The 18,819-nt window shown below is 40.7% G+C and carries 19 protein-coding genes; 2 read left to right on the top strand and 17 right to left on the bottom strand.

Features of this window, described 5'->3' with window-relative positions; all coding sequences use genetic code 11:
* Nucleotides 1-266: 266 nt before the first annotated feature.
* On the bottom strand, nucleotides 267-641 hold the full coding sequence (locus JOD21_RS00275; RefSeq protein ID WP_204727663.1) for a YppE family protein: 375 nt from the start codon (nucleotides 639-641) through the stop codon (nucleotides 267-269).
* A gap of 147 nt (nucleotides 642-788) precedes the next feature.
* Between JOD21_RS00275 and recU the strand changes: the two genes are divergently transcribed.
* Nucleotides 789-1,409, top strand: coding sequence for a Holliday junction resolvase RecU (gene recU / locus JOD21_RS00280; protein ID WP_204727664.1), 621 nt, complete (start codon nucleotides 789-791; stop codon nucleotides 1,407-1,409).
* 3 nt (nucleotides 1,410-1,412) lie between these two features.
* Nucleotides 1,413-4,169 carry a PBP1A family penicillin-binding protein gene (locus JOD21_RS00285; protein WP_204727665.1) on the top strand — a complete coding sequence of 919 codons (2,757 nt, stop codon included), beginning with the start codon at nucleotides 1,413-1,415 and terminating at the stop codon, nucleotides 4,167-4,169.
* Nucleotides 4,170-4,184: 15 nt separating this feature from the next.
* On the opposite strand, the gene JOD21_RS00290 is transcribed toward JOD21_RS00285, so the two are convergent.
* From JOD21_RS00290 to mgsA, 16 genes are all read right to left on the bottom strand, one after another.
* Nucleotides 4,185-4,679: a YpoC family protein gene (locus JOD21_RS00290; protein ID WP_204727666.1), complete on the bottom strand. Its 495-nt coding sequence runs from the start codon at nucleotides 4,677-4,679 to the stop codon at nucleotides 4,185-4,187.
* Nucleotides 4,676-5,341: an endonuclease III gene (nth, locus tag JOD21_RS00295; RefSeq protein WP_204727667.1), complete on the bottom strand. Its 666-nt coding sequence runs from the start codon at nucleotides 5,339-5,341 to the stop codon at nucleotides 4,676-4,678. The genes JOD21_RS00290 and nth overlap by 4 nt, the downstream gene beginning before the upstream one ends.
* Before the next feature lie 14 nt (nucleotides 5,342-5,355).
* Entirely contained in the window at nucleotides 5,356-6,036 is a 681-nt protein-coding gene (locus tag JOD21_RS00300; RefSeq protein ID WP_204727668.1) for a DnaD domain-containing protein, read from the bottom strand.
* A 64-nt stretch (nucleotides 6,037-6,100) separates the two neighbouring features.
* Entirely contained in the window at nucleotides 6,101-7,393 is a 1,293-nt protein-coding gene (gene asnS, locus JOD21_RS00305; RefSeq protein WP_204727669.1) for an asparagine--tRNA ligase, read from the bottom strand.
* A gap of 78 nt (nucleotides 7,394-7,471) precedes the next feature.
* A complete protein-coding gene (locus JOD21_RS00310; RefSeq protein ID WP_204727670.1) occupies nucleotides 7,472-8,662 on the bottom strand; it encodes a pyridoxal phosphate-dependent aminotransferase in 1,191 nt (396 codons plus the stop codon).
* 12 nt (nucleotides 8,663-8,674) lie between these two features.
* Nucleotides 8,675-9,139: a hypothetical protein gene (locus JOD21_RS00315; protein WP_204727671.1), complete on the bottom strand. Its 465-nt coding sequence runs from the start codon at nucleotides 9,137-9,139 to the stop codon at nucleotides 8,675-8,677.
* A 12-nt stretch (nucleotides 9,140-9,151) separates the two neighbouring features.
* Entirely contained in the window at nucleotides 9,152-9,322 is a 171-nt protein-coding gene (locus tag JOD21_RS00320; protein WP_204727672.1) for a YpmA family protein, read from the bottom strand.
* A 54-nt stretch (nucleotides 9,323-9,376) separates the two neighbouring features.
* The gene (dinG, locus tag JOD21_RS00325) at nucleotides 9,377-12,133 is read right to left on the bottom strand and encodes an ATP-dependent DNA helicase DinG (RefSeq protein ID WP_204727673.1); all 2,757 of its coding nucleotides are present in this window, start codon (nucleotides 12,131-12,133) and stop codon (nucleotides 9,377-9,379) included.
* 27 nt (nucleotides 12,134-12,160) lie between these two features.
* The gene (panD, locus tag JOD21_RS00330; RefSeq protein WP_204727674.1) at nucleotides 12,161-12,547 is read right to left on the bottom strand and encodes an aspartate 1-decarboxylase; all 387 of its coding nucleotides are present in this window, start codon (nucleotides 12,545-12,547) and stop codon (nucleotides 12,161-12,163) included.
* Nucleotides 12,547-13,395 (bottom strand): pantoate--beta-alanine ligase, encoded by an 849-nt coding sequence (gene panC, locus JOD21_RS00335; RefSeq protein ID WP_204727675.1) that lies wholly within the window; start codon nucleotides 13,393-13,395, stop codon nucleotides 12,547-12,549. The genes panD and panC overlap by 1 nt, the downstream gene beginning before the upstream one ends.
* Nucleotides 13,392-14,231, bottom strand: a complete 840-nt coding sequence (panB, locus tag JOD21_RS00340) for a 3-methyl-2-oxobutanoate hydroxymethyltransferase (protein WP_204727676.1) — start codon at nucleotides 14,229-14,231, stop codon at nucleotides 13,392-13,394. Before panB ends, panC begins: the two co-directional genes overlap by 4 nt.
* Before the next feature lie 219 nt (nucleotides 14,232-14,450).
* Nucleotides 14,451-15,425, bottom strand: coding sequence for a biotin--[acetyl-CoA-carboxylase] ligase (locus JOD21_RS00345; RefSeq protein ID WP_204727677.1), 975 nt, complete (start codon nucleotides 15,423-15,425; stop codon nucleotides 14,451-14,453).
* Nucleotides 15,410-16,597 carry a CCA tRNA nucleotidyltransferase gene (locus tag JOD21_RS00350; RefSeq protein ID WP_204727678.1) on the bottom strand — a complete coding sequence of 396 codons (1,188 nt, stop codon included), beginning with the start codon at nucleotides 16,595-16,597 and terminating at the stop codon, nucleotides 15,410-15,412. The genes JOD21_RS00345 and JOD21_RS00350 overlap by 16 nt, the downstream gene beginning before the upstream one ends.
* Complete coding sequence (gene bshA, locus JOD21_RS00355; RefSeq protein WP_204727679.1) at nucleotides 16,590-17,735, bottom strand: N-acetyl-alpha-D-glucosaminyl L-malate synthase BshA; 1,146 nt, start codon at nucleotides 17,733-17,735, stop codon at nucleotides 16,590-16,592. The genes JOD21_RS00350 and bshA overlap by 8 nt, the downstream gene beginning before the upstream one ends.
* Complete coding sequence (gene bshB1, locus JOD21_RS00360; RefSeq protein WP_204727680.1) at nucleotides 17,732-18,439, bottom strand: bacillithiol biosynthesis deacetylase BshB1; 708 nt, start codon at nucleotides 18,437-18,439, stop codon at nucleotides 17,732-17,734. The genes bshA and bshB1 overlap by 4 nt, the downstream gene beginning before the upstream one ends.
* Nucleotides 18,432-18,815 carry a methylglyoxal synthase gene (mgsA, locus tag JOD21_RS00365; protein WP_204727681.1) on the bottom strand — a complete coding sequence of 128 codons (384 nt, stop codon included), beginning with the start codon at nucleotides 18,813-18,815 and terminating at the stop codon, nucleotides 18,432-18,434. The genes bshB1 and mgsA overlap by 8 nt, the downstream gene beginning before the upstream one ends.
* Nucleotides 18,816-18,819 lie beyond the last annotated feature (4 nt).

The following is an 18,819-nucleotide window of genomic DNA, read 5'->3' on the forward strand; positions in this document are numbered from 1 at the left end:
AGACCACCTCATACCACTATTATACGAACGTATATTCTTTATAGCAAATCACTACCGGAATACCCTGGTCAGTGACAGTATCAGCTGATTTGCCTGGCTGACTGTACTCATCACCTGATTGCAGGTTGACATAATATTATTAACATCAACCCGTGGTTTTCCCGGTATTTGTTGTGGCGTCTGATCCTGTAAAGTCCGTGGGGCATAGGGAAGATTACAATATGGACAATATTTCATAGCTGATCCCCTTTTTAAACAGCATATGCCTATTCTTCCGATGAGTGACTGATTAGAAGATCTCTGAGCTGTTCAAGTACATATAGGCTTGATTGTACGTAGCTTTTGAACCGTTTGTAGCTTGTTTCCGGGAAAAAGCATTGTACCACAATTAATTCAAGATTCTCGGCAGTAGCGGCGATTTGATTCTGATGTATATTTTTTTTCGGATGATGGATCAGAAAGTCTGAAGCTTCCTTTTTCCACTGATTTAAAATAACATGCGCCTGATCAGCAAAAGGTTTTACTTCCTGATAGAAATCTCCTTTTTCACCTGTTTCCCTTCTCTGGTTATATTGTTCGTTTGCTTTATTAGTGATGTTAATCAGCTGAACTGTCTGCTGATAGATATTTTCATATTCCATTTACTTCACCTCAATCCATGTATGTTGCTATTTTAACAAACGAATTTCATCATGTAACTTCTTGGCGTGTCAGTTCGTCTAATTGTCAGACCTCTGCGGTTTGAGCTGACATGGCTTGTGGTATGATGTTCAGGTGAGGTGTTACGTATGGAATTTCATTATCCCAACGGAAAAAAATTCAGTCCGAAAAATAAGACGGTAAAAGCACAGGAAAAATCATTTTCTCATGGAAAAAGAGGAATGACCCTCGAAGAAGATCTGAATGAAACGAATGACTATTATGTTGAAACAGGTAAAGCAGTCATTCATAAAAAACCTGTTCCTGTTCAGATTGTCACAGTGGATTATCCGAAGAGAAGTGCGGCTGTCATTAAGGAAGCTTATTTTAAGCAGGCATCTACCACTGACTATAATGGAGTATACAACGGTTATTATATTGATTTTGAAGCTAAAGAGACAAGGAACCGTACTTCTTTTCCGCTTCAGAATTTTCACCAGCACCAGCTTGACCATATGCGGCAGGTTACAAAACAAAGAGGCATTGCATTTGTCATTATCAGGTTTTCAATGACAGAAGAGATCTACCTGTTACCTTATGAGCGACTGCATTACTTCTGGGAAAGGATGCAAAACGGTGGCAGAAAGTCTATGAAGAAAGATGAAATTGTGGAATCCGGTTACTTTATTCCTTTGGGCTTGCATCCAAGGATAGATTACCTTAAAATTATTGATCATTTGCTTGAAGAGTTTTTGAAAGAGAGGAATTAATAAATGGCTGATTATAAATCAAGGGAAGAAAAAAGAAATGCACAAAAATCTTCCAAAAAGAAAACCAAAAAGAAAAAAGGATCAATTTTTAAAAAGATCCTGATTACTATTTTAGTAATAGGTGTTGCCGGTCTGCTGTTTGGCGGCGGTTTATTCGCATACTACGCTTCACAGGCGCCTGAACTGAATGAAGAGGACTTCGTGGATCCTATTACAACTGAATTACTTGATGTTAACGGGGATGTGTTTGCAAAAATCGGAGCGGAGAATAGAGAGTTTGTTCCTTACGATGAGATCCCTCCAGTAGTGGAAAATGCCGTACTTGCCATTGAAGATAACCGCTTTTATGAACATCAGGGAGTCGATTTTTTCCGTCTGATGGGTGCGGTTCTCGCTAACATAACAGAAGGTTTCGGTGCTGAAGGTGCCAGTACATTAACCCAGCAGGTTATTAAGCAGTCAGTACTGACACCTGAGAAATCTCTTGAGCGTAAAGCTCAGGAAGCATGGCTTGCTTATCAGCTTGAGCAGGATTATAAAAAAGAAGAGATCTTTGAGATGTATGTAAATAAAATCTATTATTCAGACAGCATATACGGAATCAGAACGGCTTCTGAATATTATTTTGATGCTGATCTTGCTGATCTTCAGCTGCATCAGGCTGCCCTTCTTGCAGGCCTGCCTCAGCGTCCTAATGCCTATAACCCGTATGAAAATCCTGAGCTTGCGAAAGAACGTCGTGATATTGTATTAAGACAAATGCATAATCACGGTAAAATCTCAGAGGAAGAAATGACTCAGGCGATTGAAACAGATATTACAGATGGCCTTGTTGACCGCAGTGAAGGGTCCGGCAATCCAAGACAGCAGCTTGCTGCAGAAGAATCACAATATGACGCTTTTGTAGATGTTGTACTTGATGAATTGGAAAGTTTAGAGGATGTTAATCCTTACGAAGATGGACTGACAATCAATACAACACTTAATCCCGACGCACAAACAGTTGTTGAAAATACATTAAATGATGGCAGTATTCAGTTTCCTGCCGATATGAATGGCACAATATCACAAGCAGGTGTCACCTTGCTTGATACGCAAACAGGTGCAATCAGAGCGATTGGCGGCGGACGCGGATACGGTGACGAAGTGAAGAGAGGTTATAATTTTGCTACAGATATAAACCGGCAGCCAGGATCAGCGATAAAACCTTTGCTTGATTATGCGCCGGCAATTGAATACCTGGACTGGTCTACTGCTCACACTTTAGTTGATGAACCATATGAGTATTCAGACGGATTTGCTCCAAATAACTATGATGGACAGTTTAAAGGTCCTATGACGATGAGAGATGCACTCGCTGACTCAAGAAATATTACAGCGATCAAAGCTTATATGGAAGTCGGTCAGGAACAGGGTACACAATTTTTAAGAGATCTAGGATGGAATTTTGATACGAAAGCCTGCGGAGACGTCCTGTGTGAAAGTGCTGCAATCGGCGGTGAACCGCGTACAAATACTCTTGAAATGGCAGGCGCGTACGCAGCATTTGGAAACAACGGTGTATACAATGAACCTTATTCAGTTACAAGCATTGAATTCAGAGATGGTTCTTCTATGGAACTTGAATCAGAATCAGAAGTTGTAATGAAAGATTCTACTGCATATATGATGGCAGATATGCTCAAAGATGTATTAGCGCCTGGTGCTACTGGTGAGCTGGCACAGGTTAACGGGTTGCCGCTTGCAGGTAAATCCGGAACGACCAACTATACAGCTGATCAGTTAAATGCAGGTGGCATCCCTTCAAACGGAGCTCCTGATTCGTGGTTCGCCGGGTTTACAACTCAGTACACAGCTGCAGTATGGCTCGGTTATGAAAAAGATCAGGATATTAATTACCTGTCGCCTCAGGACCGCTGGGTATCACAATATATTTTCAGAGATATCATGAGCGGTGTTCATGAAGGAATTGAGACACCTGATTTTGAGAAACCGGAGAGTGTTGTTGAAGTAGAAATCGAAAAAGGTACCTCCCCTGTTCAGCTTGCAAGTGAATATACACCGGCTGATCAGAAATCGGTTGAATTATTTATCAAAGGTACTGAGCCAACTTCAGTTTCAGAAGAATATGTTATACCGGATCTGCAGGCTCCTTCAAACCTGTCAGCAGCTTACAATGCTGAAAACGGCACCATACAGCTGACCTGGGATCACAGCCAGGATGAAAATGATAATAGAGAAGTCGAATTTGAAGTACTTGTCAGTATTGATGGCGGTGAAGAAAGAGAACTTGCTGTGACTGCACAGAACGGCTTGAATATTGAACAGGTTGAAGAAGGTTCAACTTATACCTTCACTGTAACTGCAATCGCTGATGAAGAGCGCAGCAGTTCTGCAAGTACCAATGTTGAAGTCATCCGTTCTGAAGAGGAAAACCAGAACGAAGATGAAAATACCGATCAGGAAAATGAAGAAAACAGTGAAGATCAAAATGAAAATCAGGAAGAACAAAATCCTGAAGATGAAAATACAGACAATAGCAGCAATGAAGGCAATAATGGTGAAGGTAACACTGGCGAAGAGAATAACGGCCAGGGAAATGATCAGGGCCAGGGCGACGGTCAGGGCCAGGGTGACAGTCAGGAAGGCGGTAACGGAGACACCGGTGGACAGGACGGAGAAGATACCGGTGGAGATGAAAATCCGGAAGAGCCTGCTGAAGGAGCATCCGACGGAAACAACAGTGATAGTGAACAATAAAAAGAAAGCGCGGGCTTATCCGCGCTTTCTTTTTCTCATTGCATGAAATTTAGCTGAAGTTTTATTTAACTCACGAAACATCTCATCAAGCTGTATATATGAAAAGTACACAGCCGGGCGCTTCATGACAAATGAAATTCTTTCATGGGCATTCATAATTGATACTTCAAATTTTTTCAGATCTTCCTCCCATGAAGAAACAGAAATGTGCTGCTCATTACTCCAGTAAAGCAGAGTAAAAAATAAAGACAGTCCTTTCACCATTGAGTCATATGTCTGATCAGCATGCCCTTCAAATAGTGGTCTCATCTCAGCCGAGAGCGTTTCCCATTCCAGTTTAATCAACTTTGTCCACCGTTCAATTTCTTCCCATGGCTTTTCCTGTTGATTAAGATAGAATAGATCTGGACCAAAATGATGTTCAAATAAACATGTCTCATTTATCTCCACATCAGCTGATTCTCTGTAAAACAATGGGTGCTTATATTGCTCAGGAACAATTATTTTCATGTTATTAACTCCTGATTATTTTTCTTTTGACGCTTCTTTCCTTCTCTGCACAAATGAAGTAGTGGACAATTTACGCAGTCAGGTCGCTGCGCTTTACAATGATATCTGCCAAAAAAGATCATCCTGTGATGAGTAACAGACCATTCATCTTTTGGAACTTTTCTCATCAGCGTCTCCTCTACTTCAATCACAGAATCCTTCCACCGGCAAATCCCAAGCCTTTTTGATATCCTTTCAACATGGGTATCTACTGCAATCGCAGGCCAATTAAATGCTACAGACATCACCACATTTGCAGTTTTACGACCCACTCCGGGCAACGTTGTCAGCTCTTTGTGATCGGCAGGGATTTCGCCGTTATAATGTTCTATCAGTCTTTCGCACAGATTACGGATATGCTTGGCTTTATTTCTGTAAAGTCCGATGGAGCGGATATCATTTTGCAACTCTTCAAGTGAAACTTCCAGGTAATCTTCAGGTGTTTTATATTTTTTAAATAATTCTGCAGTCACTTTATTTACGAGTGCATCTGTACATTGCGCAGATAATAATACAGCTATTGTCAGTTCAAAAGCATTTTCATGAATTAATTCACAATGAGCATCCGGAAACATTTTCTCCATTTCATTGAGACACTCTCTGATCTGGATTTTAGTCAGCATATGTTCACTTCCTATCAGTTCTCAAGCCAGTTATAAAATGGTGCAGGCTCGTGAGGTTTTTCTGCCTGCTGCTTAGGTTTTCTGAATTGTTCACCCTGCTTTTTGGCATCAGCAGATGATTTAATCCCTTTCTTTTTCCATTCAAAAAGAATTCTGTCAATATACCTGAAGTTCAGTTTTTCAGAGATGACCGCTTCTCTCAGTGCTGCCTTAACAATTTCTGAACTGTGACCATCCTGATCAATCCACATCGCAAGAGTTTCACATTCAAGCGGGGAAAGAGGTCTGCCAAACTCCTGCTCAAACATTGTATATAGATCCGTCTGCATCGCCATGGTCTGTTCGACTGTTTCCTGGAATTTTTCCTGCTCTGCAATGGTCAGGATACAATTCCATAACGGGTCGAGTGAATAATGTTCAGTCTTTATCTCTTCTTCACCCTCATGTATGGCAATCAGGTTTTTTTTCATCAGCTTCTGAATGATTTTCAGACATTCTGAAGAAGTAAGTGTCATCCTGTCAGCAATCTGATCCGGTGTTGGAAATAGGTTGCCTTTATCTATGAATGCATGGAGCTGTATGATCAGCATACTCTCTGTTTCTGTCAGGTTTAATTTTTTATAGTATTTCAGCAGCATAACAGGTATGGCTGTATAGCCCTCTTTAATCCAGGATTGCAGTGAGGTCTGTCCCATTATGTCACTCCTTCCTGTTGAAAAATGACCGAAAAGCATTGTCGCTCATTCGGCCATTTTTTTATTATGGGTATAGTCTGTTTAATAGTCTCGGGAATGGAATTGTTTCTCTGACATGTTCCACGCCGCTGATCCAGGCAACTGTTCTTTCAAGTCCCAGACCAAAACCTGAGTGAGGTACTGATCCGTACTTTCTCAGTTCTGAATACCACTGATAAGCTTCAGGTTCTAGCTGATGTTCTTTAATTCTTTGTTCAAGCAGTTCAAGATTATGAATACGTTCAGATCCGCCAATAATTTCTCCGTAGCCCTCAGGAGCAATCAGATCAGCACACAATACAACATCTTCGTTAGCGGCGTCAGGCTGCATATAAAATGGCTTCAGGCTTGTTGGGTAATGTGTGATAAACACAGGCTTGTCATAGCTTTCAGCAATTGCTGTTTCATGCGGCGCACCTAAGTCATCTCCCCATTTAATATCATCGAATCCTTTTTCATGAAGAAACTTTAACGCTTCATCATAAGTAATGCGCGGGAATGGTGCTGTGATTTTCTCAAGTGCTGAAGTATCACGCCCAAGACGGGTTAATTCAAGCTGGCAGTTTTTTAATACTGACTGAACAATGAACGATACATATTGTTCCTGTACTTCAAGGTTATCGTCGAATTCATAAAACGCCATTTCAGGCTCGATCATCCAGAATTCAATCAGGTGACGGCGCGTTTTTGATTTCTCTGCACGGAAAGTAGGTCCGAATGAGAATACTTTACCAAGTGCCATTGCAGCAGCTTCCATGTATAACTGGCCACTTTGAGAAAGATAAGCATCCTCTTCAAAATATTTTGTATGAAATAACTCTGATGTACCTTCAGGCGCACTGCCTGTTAAGATTGGCGGGTCAACTTTAACGAACCCTTCCTGATTAAAAAATTCATACGTAGCTCGGATGATCTCATTACGGATTTTCATCACAGCGTGCTGACGGTTTGAACGCAGCCACAGATGACGGTGATCCATGAGAAATTCTGTTCCGTGCTCTTTGGGTGTAATCGGATAATCTGTTGATTCGTGAATCACAGTAAGATCTGTTACTTCCATCTCATATCCAAAAGGAGAGCGCGTATCTTCTTTAATTACACCAGTTACATAAATAGATGATTCCTGTGTTAATGATTTAGCTTTTTGGAAAATGTCTTCGCCGACTTCGCTTTTCACAACAACGCCCTGAATAAATCCAGTTCCATCACGAAGCTGCAGGAAAGCAATCTTACCGCTCGAACGTTTATTTGCGAGCCAAGCTCCGATCGTTACTTCTTCACCGACATGACTGCCGGCTTGAGTGATTGATGTTTTCAATATATTTACCTCCAGAAACTTTTAATCTCTATTGTTTTATCCCTAACGTATTATACCTTTGTTAGGTACATGGTTCAATCAGCGTTTTTTATTTTCAACATAACTGCTGATTCTTGAGATGGCTTTTTCAAGTGATTCAAGATCAGTTGCATAAGATAGACGGATATTATCAGGGGAGCCAAAGCCTGAACCAGGAATAACTGCCACATTTGCTTCGCTTAAAAGATCTTTTGCGAATTCATCCACCGAATCAAACCCGCATAGAGCTGCTGCTTCTTTTACATTTGGAAATAAGTAAAATGCACCCTGGGGCTTAATGCAGCGGAAGCCTTCAATACTATTTACCTTGTCATATACTTTATTCAATCTGCTTTCAAAAGCCTGTCTCATCTCTTCAACCGCATCCTGAGGTCCGTTATATGCTGCAAGCGCACCAAACTGTGCAGTCGTTGTAGGATTGGAAGTAGAGTGGCTTGCAAGGTTCGTCATCGCTTTAATGATATCTGCTCTTCCTGCAGCATATCCGATTCTCCATCCCGTCATTGAATGTGATTTAGATACACCATTGACAATCATTGTATGTTCTTTTAACTCAGGAGAAATTTCTGCAATTGATACGTGTTCCGTTCCGCCATATAATAATTTTTCATAAATTTCATCAGATACAATCAGCAGACCTTTATCCATGCAGGCCTGACCGATTGATGAAAGTTCTTCTTTTGAATAGACCATTCCTGTCGGGTTACTTGGAGAATTCAGAATCACGGCTTTTGTTTTCGGTCCTGCTGCTTCAGCTATCTGCTCAGCAGTAATTTTGTAGTCGTTGGATTCTTTACCTTCAACGATGACCGGTGTTCCCCCTGCAAGCTTTACCTGCTCAGGATAACTGACCCAGTATGGCGTTGGGATAATGACTTCATCGCCATCATTTAAAATGGCCTGAAACAGGCAGTAAAGCACATGTTTTGCGCCACTTCCCACAAAAATTTCCGGAAGATCATATGTAATGTGCTGATCTCTTTTGAATTTGTCTGCTACAGCCTGTTTTAAAGCAACAGTACCGGCAGCAGGGGTGTATTTTGTTTCTCCGCTTTTCATAGATTCATAAGCAGCTTCAATGATATGATCCGGTGTATTAAAATCAGGTTCACCTGCGCCAAGCCCTATGACATCTTTTCCTTCAGCTTTTAATTCTTTCGCTTTCGCAGTTATCGCCAGTGTAGTAGAAGGCGTTAATGATTTCACTCTGTCAGCAAGTAATTCTCTCATTTTGACCACTCCTTATAAGTTACGGATTGTTCTCCACCATTCGCCGCTTTCGAATTTCACATAATAATAATTCAACAATTCATCTTCATCTTCATATATGACTTCCCATACTGGTCCAATTGGTTCCATACCAATTTTAGAAGACAGGATCTTTTTCGGGTTATCATCTGCTTCAAGCATATTCAAAACCTGCTCCTGATCAACCCCTGCAGCTGCATCTATTATTACGGGATCTTCTCCATTCTCAGCAAGGAAAAACAGTTTCTCTACCCCATCTGAGGTCCCTTCAACAACTGAATATGGGGCACTGCCATAGTAATGATAGCTTTCTTTCACTGAGATCCCCTCATCCATAGCAGCAGCTTCAGCTATATCAAGCTGGTTATTAACCTGATTTTTTGCAGCGTTAAAAATAATCAGAAAGCAGGCAATAAAAACAGCAAAGATCGCTATTATTAATAAGATCCACTTTTTCATAGTACCCCTCACTTACGTTCTGTAAATCGTAAATACAGCTTTTGACTGATCTTCCTTATCAAGTGCAAGCCCGAACATGAGATCATCTCTTTTTAAAGATCTGTTTAATGCATCCACAATCTTGTATAAATCTTTGGTGTGATCTACTGTAACAGTGGAAATGATTTCAATTTTTTCACCCATCAGCTTCACTTCTTTCATCAGTTTATCTTAAACAGTATAACAGGTTTTTTTGTGTTATAACCATTGTTCAATATCCTCAACACATTCGTCGAGGCTTTTTTCTTCAACAGTCATTTCGGGGATGGAATCAGTAAACGCATGACCGTAAGAAGCATTTAGCAGTCTGCGGTCAAATACCACAAATATTCCCCGGTCGTTTTCATGTCTGATCAACCGCCCAAAGCCCTGTCTGAACCTGAGAACAGCTTTAGGCAAAGAGACTTCCTGAAAAGGATTTTTCTTTTCAAGTCTGGCATTATTCCACTGAGCTTTTACCAGGGGTTCGTCTGGTGGTGAAAAAGGCAGCCTCACCATAACAAGACATGAAAGATCATCTCCGGGAATATCAAGTCCTTCCCAAAAGCTGCTCGTTCCGAACAATACAGCCTTGTCAAACTTTCTGAAGTTTTTAGACAGCTTGGTCCTGCTGCCTGCAGAGATACCCTGAGCGATAAGCACGAAATCTTCCATCTGCTGACTCTCTTTAATTAATTCATAAGTATTGCGCAGCATCTCGTGAGAAGTAAAAAGGACCAGCATTCTTCCGGCTGTCGCTTCTGCAATCACTGCTATATGACCTGTTATCCATTCTACATACTCTTCAGGAGAGACTGATTTGATGTCCGGCAGGTCACTCGGGACCATCAGCTTAACATGATTCTTATAATCAAAAGGAGAATCATACTGCTTTAAAATAAGTTGCCGTTCATCTATACCGGCTGTTCTGATAAAATGCGTAAAGGAATGATTGACAGTAAGCGTTGCACTGACAGCTGCAGCAGGCTGTTTTGTAAAAAATGCATGTCTGATCGAATAACTTAGATCAAGTTCATTAGCCACCATTGTAATACTTCCTGGTACCGAGCGGAGATCCCCTTCGATCCATTTCACGTAATGATCATTATTTTTTATAAACAACAGTCTGATTGTTATAACAAGTTTTTCAATTTCCTGAAGCAGTGAACCGGCATCCTCTATTACTGCTTTTTCCTGCGTAGTCAGACTGCTATTCTTTTTCCGTAATAGTACCAGCTGATCCCTTAAGATTTTCATGCAATTCTTTAATTCTGAGAGCAGCCGTTCAAAACTGTATTTTACCGTGTTCCAGTCACTTTGAACATCTTCAAGCAGCAGAGAATGCTTCTGTAAGCCTTTTTGCCTTTTGACATGTGTCTTAAAGTAATGACTGAGCTGATAAAAAGCAAGATCAGTCTCCTGATTTAATTTCTCCCATGTCTCTATATCAAATAAACGGCATTCGATCGCATGCTTATTTAACAATTTACCAATTTTTTCAGCAATACCATCTTCATGATTTCCCGAAAGCCGGTTAATCGCAAACTTAACATTCATATAATCAAGCTTTATCCCCCACTGTTTTCTGCAGGCATCTTCTATATGATGAGCTTCATCAAGAAGAAGGTAATCATAGTGAGGAAAAGCCTGAGTGTCTTTCAGTTTATCAGCAGCGAGCATCGCATGATTAGTAATGACGATATGTGATTTTTCAGCTTTTAAAAGAGAGTGGCTGTAAAAATCCCTCTCTGCCCATGGATCATTATTTTTTTCAAGATACCAGCCGCTATGTCTGATCCTGTTCCAATATAAGAGACTTCCACCTGAAAGATTCAATTCATCAATATCCCCAGTTTCAGTCTCTGTCAGCCAGGTCAAAATCTGCATTTTAGCAAGAACAGTATCATATTGTGAATCTCTGTCCGTTAATGACTGCTCAAACTTCAGCATGTGAATATAATTACTTCTTCCCTTAAGAATCGTCGTACGAAGAGCATGATCGAGTAGGTGATTCATTTTGTGAGCAGTGTTGTATAACTGGTCCTGCTGCTGCAATGTCTGGGTTGATATTAACACGCTGTTCCCCTCAGCCGCTTTTTGCAGAGCCGGAATTAAAATCCCAAGTGTTTTTCCGACTCCGGTTCCTGTCTCAATAATCGTATGTCTCCCAGTATTGAATCCGTCTAAAATATCACGAATCATATGAAGCTGGGTTTTACGCTTTTGATAACCAGGCACCAGCTGACCAATGAAATCTTCAATATCCCTGTTAAATGTTAACTTTTTTTCAGGAAAAAATTCTTTCTTTTTTAATGCAATACCGCGGAATACTTCCATGTGCGGCGGCAGGTCTGACAAATTCTTCTTTTTTTCATTCGCACACGCCTTAAAGAAAAGCTCCAGATCACTTTTTAAAAACACTGCCTGTCCTGTCAGCTGTTCAACGGTTAATAAGGGTAAATTCATTACTTTTTTATGTAATTTCAATAGCAGTTCTGCTGTTGCGCGGGCATCACTGTCAGCCTGATGCGGCCTGTCGTGGTCGACTGAAAGATTTTCAGTTAAATCACCCAGTTTAAAACTCCCGGCTTCAGGCATAATCGCTCTTGAAAGTTCTACTGTATCCCATGCAGGTCCTGTGAAAGACATAAAACCTGCCTGTGCGAGTTCCCCATTCAAAAAAGGTAAATCAAACTGGATATTATGCGCAACAAAAACAGCCCCCTGCAACATGTCAAGAATGTCGGGAGCAATCGTCTCAAACGACGGGGCATCTTTTACATCCTGATCTCTAATACCTGTAAGTTCAGTGATAAATGGAGAAATAGGCTGCATTGGATTTACAAATGATGAATATGTTCTGATGATCTGCATGTCTTCAATCAGGACGACCGCAATCTGAATGATACGGTCGCCCCTTTTATAGGCGTTTCCAGTCGTCTCAATATCCACCACTGCAATTTTTTCTGATAACATAACCTATTCACAGCCTTTTTCTTATTTCTAGCCTATAATTGTTGCCTCAGGCTCATGGTGAATCATTTCAGTAATTTCGTTGTGTTCATTCATGATCGCTACTTTAGGCTGATGATGTTTGGCTTCTTCATTTTCAACCATCATATATGAAATGACAATAATAACATCGCCTTCCTGGACAAGTCTCGCTGCAGCTCCATTCACACACATTACACCACTGCCGCGCTTTCCTTTAATGGTATAGGTTTCAAATCTGGCACCATTATTATTGTTAACGATCTGAACTTTTTCATTAGGATATATGCCTACTGCATCCATAATATCCTCATCTATAGTAATACTGCCTACATAATTCAGATTAGCTTCAGTTACTCTTGCTCTGTGAATTTTCCCACTCATCATCGTTCTGAACATTATATTTCCTCCTTAGTACTGAATATCACATTATCGATCAGTCTTGCCTGTTTGAACTTCACAGCAGCGGCAATGATTAACCGGTGATCTTCAGGTGCTGGCTCTTGTAATTCCGGATATGAAAGAATGTCAACATAATCGATCTCTCCGCTGATAGCAGCAATCTGTTTTTGAAAGTGTTCTATTGCAGGTTCGATACCCTGACTAAGATATATATCCGCACTTGACTTTAATGATTGATAAATGACAGGTGCTTCCTGTCTTTCTTCATCACTCAGATAGACATTTCTTGAGCTTTTGGCAAGTCCGTCATCTTCTCTGACCGTCTGAACCGGAATAATCTCAATCGGAAAATGAAGACTTTTGACCAGACCCTCTACGACAGCAGCCTGCTGTGCATCTTTTTGACCGAAAAAGCTCTTATCCGGTTTGACCAGGTTAAATAAAATCGAAAGAACTGTAACAACGCCGTCAAAGTGACCCGGACGTGATGCACCGCATAAAACTTCAGTCCTTTTCACTGCCTGAACCTTTACAGACGGTTCAACCGGGTAAAGTTCAGTTACATCCGGTGTAAATAATATATCAACGCCAACTTCTTCAGCGAGCAACTGATCTCTTTGCATATCTCTTGGATATGTTTCAAAATCTTCTCCCGGTCCGAACTGAAGCGGATTAACAAAAATGCTCATCACAGTAATATCAGATTCACTGACTGATTTATTGACCAATGATAAGTGACCTTCATGCAGAAACCCCATTGTTGGAACAAACCCGATTATTTTCCCCTGTTTCTTCAGATCTGATGCGGTTTGCTGCATTTCTTTTGCAGAGGTAATGATTTTCACGAGCCTTTTCCTCCATACAGAGAAATTCTTTCTTCTTCTTTCAGGTTGAAAGAGTGGGATGGTGCTGGAAATTCTTTATTTTTTACTTCCTCATGATAGTTTTTAATGGCTGCCACAATACCTGGATAAACATCAGTATATTTCTTCACGAACTTTGGAACCCTGTGATCACCGTAACCTATCAGATCATGGTAGACGAGAACCTGTCCATCAGCCTGAACACCTGCTCCAATTCCTACAGTCGGAATTTGACATTGTTCAGACACGCTTTCAGTAATCTGCTGCGGTATACATTCAAGTACAATTGAAAACGCTCCTGCTTCTTCACAGCGAACCGCATCAGCGATTAACTGCTTGCCCTGTTCAGCAGTTTTAGCCTGCACTTTGAATCCGCCCAGTACACCTGCACTCTGCGGCGTGAGGCCTAAATGCGCCATGACAGGAATGCCGCAGTTAACAAGTGCTTCAATCATCGTAATCACATCTTTGGCACCTTCAAGCTTTACGGCATCAGCACCTGACTCCTGCATAATTTTCGCAGCAGCCCTGAGCGTTTCTTCACGTGAAAGGTGATACGTCATAAAAGGCATATCGACGACCACAAAAGTATCAGGTGCACCCCTTCTCACTGCTTTCGCATGATGAATCATATCTTCAATTGTTACCGGTACGGTAGAATCATACCCGAGAACCACCATCCCAAGAGAATCGCCGACCAGAATCATATCAGTTCCTGCTTCTTCTGCAGCCTTAGCTGACGGGTAGTCATAAGCAGTCACCATTGTAATTTTTTCTCCGGATTCTTTCATTTTCAAAAAATCTAATGTCGTTTTCATTTTTCTCCTCCTTTATTTCAGAGGAAGTCGAAATTTCTGCTGACATAAATAAAACCTTCTGATAGACAGAAGGATGCCGCAGATTATTCCGGTCCTCTGTCCCTGTCACATAATGGATCAAGGCAGATCGTAAAAATAGATTCGTTTCAAAGGTGCAGTTCATCACTGATACTGCCCACACACAGTATAACAGATTATAAAGTTTTACATCTACAAAAACTACTCAATATCAGCTGAGTATATCAGGTGTGTTTTTCCGGTTTCATCAATCAGTTTAAGAACTCCCTCATTCGTAATACCGGCAGCATAACCGCTGATTTCTTTATTGATCGTCCGCGCAGTAATGTGTTTACCGATTGTTACTGCATATTGTTCCCAGATTTCTTTAACTGGTTCAAATCCCTCTTTGATATAAACGTCATAATATCTCTCAAGATTCTTTAAGATCTCCTGGACGATCTCCGCTCTTGAAAATGTCTGCCCGCTCTCAATCTTTAAAGACGTAGCGATGTGCCGGATTTCTTCAGAAAAGTCGCTTTCAGATTGATTCACATTAATTCCGGTTCCTATGATTAATGAATGGATCTGTTCGCTGTCTGCCTGCAGTTCAGTCAGGATGCCCGTAATCTTTTTTCCTTTGATCAAAAGATCATTAGGCCATTTAATATCCACTTGTAAATCACAGACTTTCTGAATAGCTTCCACAACAGCAACCGCCATAATTAAAGTAAACTGAGGAGCTTTTTGCGGCGGAAGAGCAGGTCTGAGTAATAAACTCATCCAGATACCGGTTCCCTTAGGCGAATACCACGATCTTGCCATTCTCCCTCTGCCGGATATTTGTTCTTCTGCAATCACAAGCGTACCTTCTGGAGCTTCTTCCTGTGCCAGGGCATGTGCGATTTTCTGTGTACTTTCAACTGATTCATAATAGTGAATTTTTCTGCCGAGCACTGAAGTTTTCAGACCGACAAGCAGATTGCTTTCATTCAGTTCATCAGCTTTTCCGATTAATCGATACCCTTTTTTCCTTTTGGATTCAATCAAAAACCCTGAAGATCTCAAATCTTCAATATGCTTCCATATTGCTGTTCTGCTGCAGCCGGCTTTATCTGCGAGCTCCTGTCCTGAAAAATAACTGTCCTCTTCTGATGAAAGTGCATGGAGGATCGATTCTCTTATTTTTGATGCCATTTTGTTTCCACCCAACTTTTGATATCGCTCATATTGTTTTGCAATTGACCGTTTAGAATAAACTGTTCAATTAACGTTGTACATTCCTTTACCCACGGTCCGCCTTTTTGATTGGTCCATTGAATTAAATGAGTACCTCTAAAGACCAGATCAGATTTGGTTTTGATGCTCATCGAGTCATAAAGCGCTTTGATCTCTGAGGTTTTTACTTCTTTTTTATTCAGTACAGACCATATTCTCTCTGCAGACTCAATAGAGTCGTACCCATACTCATAAAGATCACTTTTATTAAAAGGCTGATGGTGTCTTTGATTCACCAGATTAACCAGTAACTGCTGTTTTTGAATAACTTTATTTGACATTCTCCAAGCTGAGAGAATGTCCCGGGGGTTCTGATAACTGCCTAAAACCAGAATAAGTGCCAATCGCTCAGTCCCGTACAATATCTGCCACTCAAGGTCATTCAGTTCATTAATAACGTTAGCAGTAATTAGCTGCGGCATAAATGATGTTAACCCTGAATCAAATGCATATTTCAGTCCCCTGATCATAGAAGTGCCGTTTAACAGCTTATCTATTTCTCCTGCTTTTCTTTCTACAGCAACATGCTTTAACTTTTCGGCATGCTGACACATTGCCTCAAAAGTATTTTCTTCAATGATAAAATCTAGCTGAGAGACAAAACGCACTGCCCTCATCATCCGGAGAGCATCTTCATCAAACCGTTCAGAAGGAGATCCCACCGTTTTAATTTGACGGGTCAACAGATCTTTACGACCTCCAAACAGATCGATTAACTGATAAGAAGAAGAAAGAGCCATTGCATTGATGGTAAAGTCCCTTCTTTTTAAATCCTCATTAACTGACCTGACAAAATCCACATGATCAGGCCTTCTGCTGTCAGAATATCCGCTCTCTGTTCTGAAAGTGGTTACCTCAAATTGACCCGCCTCATGCAGAACCAGTACAGTCCCATGATCAATACCAATATCAACCGTTCTTTCAAATATCATTTTTATTTCTTCAGGCGTTGCAGAAACTGCAATATCTATATCGTTAATTTTTCTATTCAACAAATAATCCCTTACACATCCTCCGACAAAAAAAGCTTCATATCCGTGCTTTTCAATCTCTTTCAATACAGGAAGTGCTTTGTTAAATTGATCATTCATCTGCTTTTTGCTCCTGAATCAGTTCCTGGTACATATTTTCGTACTGTCTGATAATTTTACTGGAATGAAAATCATTTTGCACTGTTACGACGGCTTCACGTGAAAAGGCCGAATGAAGCTCCTCATTATTTAACAGTTCCACAGCAGCAGTGCCCATTGAATCTGTATCTCCCACAGGAAAAATATAGCCGTTTTCATGATGCCTGATCACTTCAGGTATACCGCCGGCTTCAGTACCGATACATGGCACACCGCAAGCCATCGCTTCAAGCGCTACTAAACCAAAGCTTTCTTTTTCAGATAATAAAAGCATCAGGTCACTGATTGAGTAAAGCTCTTCAAGATTATCCTGTTTTCCGAGAAACAGGACCGATTCCTCTAATTGCAGCTCTTGTACTTTCTTAATCACTGCAGACATCTCCGGACCGTCGCCTGCAAGGATTAATTTTGAAGGCAACTGATTTCTGATATGAGCAAAAACGGTTATTACATCAAGTACTCTTTTTACTTTCCTGAAATTCGAAACGTGGATAATGACTTTTTCATGATCTTCAATCCGGTAATCCTTTTTCAGATAATCAGACTGAACTTTTCGATATATTCTTTCATCGAGAAAATTATATAAAACCTGAATATCTTTATCAGGCGAAATCAAATGGTTTGTCTGATCTACAAGTGCTTTTGAGACAGCTGTCACCCGATCTGATTTTTCAATTCCGAATTTAATTGCCTTTGTCAGGCTGTCATCTACGCCAAGCACCGTAATGTCTGTACCATGAAGTGTTGTGACGATTTTTACATCACGATTTGTCATCTGTTTACCGAGAATGGCACATACTGCGTGTGGAATCGCATAATGCACATGTAAAATATCAAGGTTTTCCCGTTCAATGACATCTGCCATTTTATTGGCCAGTGCAATGTCATAAGGTGGGTATTGAAAAACTGAATAATGACTGACCTCCACCTGATGGAAATAAATATTTGAGTACATTTTATTCAGTCTGAATGGAACGCTCGACGTAATAAAATGTATTTCATGACCTTTTTCAGCGAGCAGTTTTCCAAGCTCAGTCGCAATGACGCCTGAGCCTCCAACAGTTGGATAACAAGTAATACCGATTTTCATTTTTTTCATAATACACCCACAATATCTTTATTAATCAGGATAGGCTTATCTGACTTGAACCCTTCAGCTGATTTAACTTCAACTTCTTTTCCAAAAATCTGATCTCTTGCTATGACTGTTTCTATGTATTGGTCAGTGAGCGGTGTATCAACACCATCTTCAGGCGTGAATTGACTCTTATAGGCTGAGAGCGCCTGAATTTTCTGTTCCTGATAGTCAGATACATCTATGACAAAATCCGGCTTATGAATCCCGTTAATCATGTAATAGTAATGAAGTGCTTTATGAGGCGCCTGGCCGGTATTATATTTTCTGATGCGCGCTGAAAATACGGCTTCTTTTACAAGTTTTGCTGCACTGATATGATCGGGATGCCGATCCTCGTAATAGGGTGAAAATACAACTTTAGGCTTCACTTCGCGAATCACACGTACCACTTTTTCAATCGCATGCTGATCTATGAAAATATTTCGATCACCAATTTCCAGGTTTATGCGCCTGGATACATTTAATATTTGTGCAGCATGGTTTGCCTCAATCAGTCTATTTTCAGGTGTACCGTTAGAAGAAAGTTCCGCTTTGGTTAAATCACATATGACCGCTGACAATCCTTCATGCGTCCACTTGCCCAGAGAGCCGCCCATTCCTATTTCAACATCATCAGAATGAGCACCAATAGCAAGAATATCAGCCTGACATGCATTTTTAAGCATCCTGCATATCACCCCTGATGATCCCTTTGATCAGAATATTCGCTGAGCCTATATTAGTAGCCATCGGGATATTATATACATCTCCAAGTCTGACCAATGCAGAGACGTCCGGCTCATGCGGCTGGGCAGTTAATGGGTCTCTGAAAAAAAACACTGCATCTAGCTCCTGGTTTGCAACTTTCGCCCCTATTTCCTGATCCCCGCCAAGCGGTCCTGATTTAAAACGGTGAATATTCAGTCCGGTCAGTTCTGTTACTCTTAATCCTGTTGTTCCTGTTGCAAATAACTGATGCTTAGCAAACTCATCTTTATACTCATTCACGAATTTTAACAGCTCTTCTTTTTTCTCATCGTGTGCGATCAGTGCGATATTCATACGA

The sequence above is a fragment of the Jeotgalibacillus terrae genome (genome assembly GCF_016908195.1).
Taxonomy (GTDB): Bacteria; Bacillota; Bacilli; order Bacillales; family Jeotgalibacillaceae; genus Jeotgalibacillus; species Jeotgalibacillus terrae.

Bases quoted from the DNA above. Each gene is read 5' to 3' on its own strand.
- JOD21_RS00320 (WP_204727672.1), bottom strand. From the start codon at position 9,322: ATGGGTGAAAAAATTGAAATCATTTCCACTGTTACAGTAGATCACACC.
- nth (WP_204727667.1), bottom strand. From the start codon at position 5,341: ATGCTGACTAAAATCCAGATCAGAGAGTGTCTCAATGAAATGGAGAAA.
- bshB1 (WP_204727680.1), bottom strand. From the start codon at position 18,439: ATGCTTAAAAATGCATGTCAGGCTGATATTCTTGCTATTGGTGCTCAT.
- JOD21_RS00310 (WP_204727670.1), bottom strand. From the start codon at position 8,662: ATGAGAGAATTACTTGCTGACAGAGTGAAATCATTAACGCCTTCTACT.
- recU (WP_204727664.1), top strand. From the start codon at position 789: ATGGAATTTCATTATCCCAACGGAAAAAAATTCAGTCCGAAAAATAAG.
- mgsA (WP_204727681.1), bottom strand. From the start codon at position 18,815: ATGAATATCGCACTGATCGCACACGATGAGAAAAAAGAAGAGCTGTTA.
- panD (WP_204727674.1), bottom strand. From the start codon at position 12,547: ATGTTCAGAACGATGATGAGTGGGAAAATTCACAGAGCAAGAGTAACT.
- JOD21_RS00290 (WP_204727666.1), bottom strand. From the start codon at position 4,679: ATGAAAATAATTGTTCCTGAGCAATATAAGCACCCATTGTTTTACAGA.
- JOD21_RS00315 (WP_204727671.1), bottom strand. From the start codon at position 9,139: ATGAAAAAGTGGATCTTATTAATAATAGCGATCTTTGCTGTTTTTATT.
- JOD21_RS00350 (WP_204727678.1), bottom strand. From the start codon at position 16,597: ATGAATGATCAATTTAACAAAGCACTTCCTGTATTGAAAGAGATTGAA.
- dinG (WP_204727673.1), bottom strand. From the start codon at position 12,133: ATGTTATCAGAAAAAATTGCAGTGGTGGATATTGAGACGACTGGAAAC.
- bshA (WP_204727679.1), bottom strand. From the start codon at position 17,735: ATGAAAAAAATGAAAATCGGTATTACTTGTTATCCAACTGTTGGAGGC.
- JOD21_RS00285 (WP_204727665.1), top strand. From the start codon at position 1,413: ATGGCTGATTATAAATCAAGGGAAGAAAAAAGAAATGCACAAAAATCT.
- panB (WP_204727676.1), bottom strand. From the start codon at position 14,231: ATGAAAACGACATTAGATTTTTTGAAAATGAAAGAATCCGGAGAAAAA.
- JOD21_RS00300 (WP_204727668.1), bottom strand. From the start codon at position 6,036: ATGGGACAGACCTCACTGCAATCCTGGATTAAAGAGGGCTATACAGCC.
- JOD21_RS00345 (WP_204727677.1), bottom strand. From the start codon at position 15,425: ATGGCATCAAAAATAAGAGAATCGATCCTCCATGCACTTTCATCAGAA.
- JOD21_RS00275 (WP_204727663.1), bottom strand. From the start codon at position 641: ATGGAATATGAAAATATCTATCAGCAGACAGTTCAGCTGATTAACATC.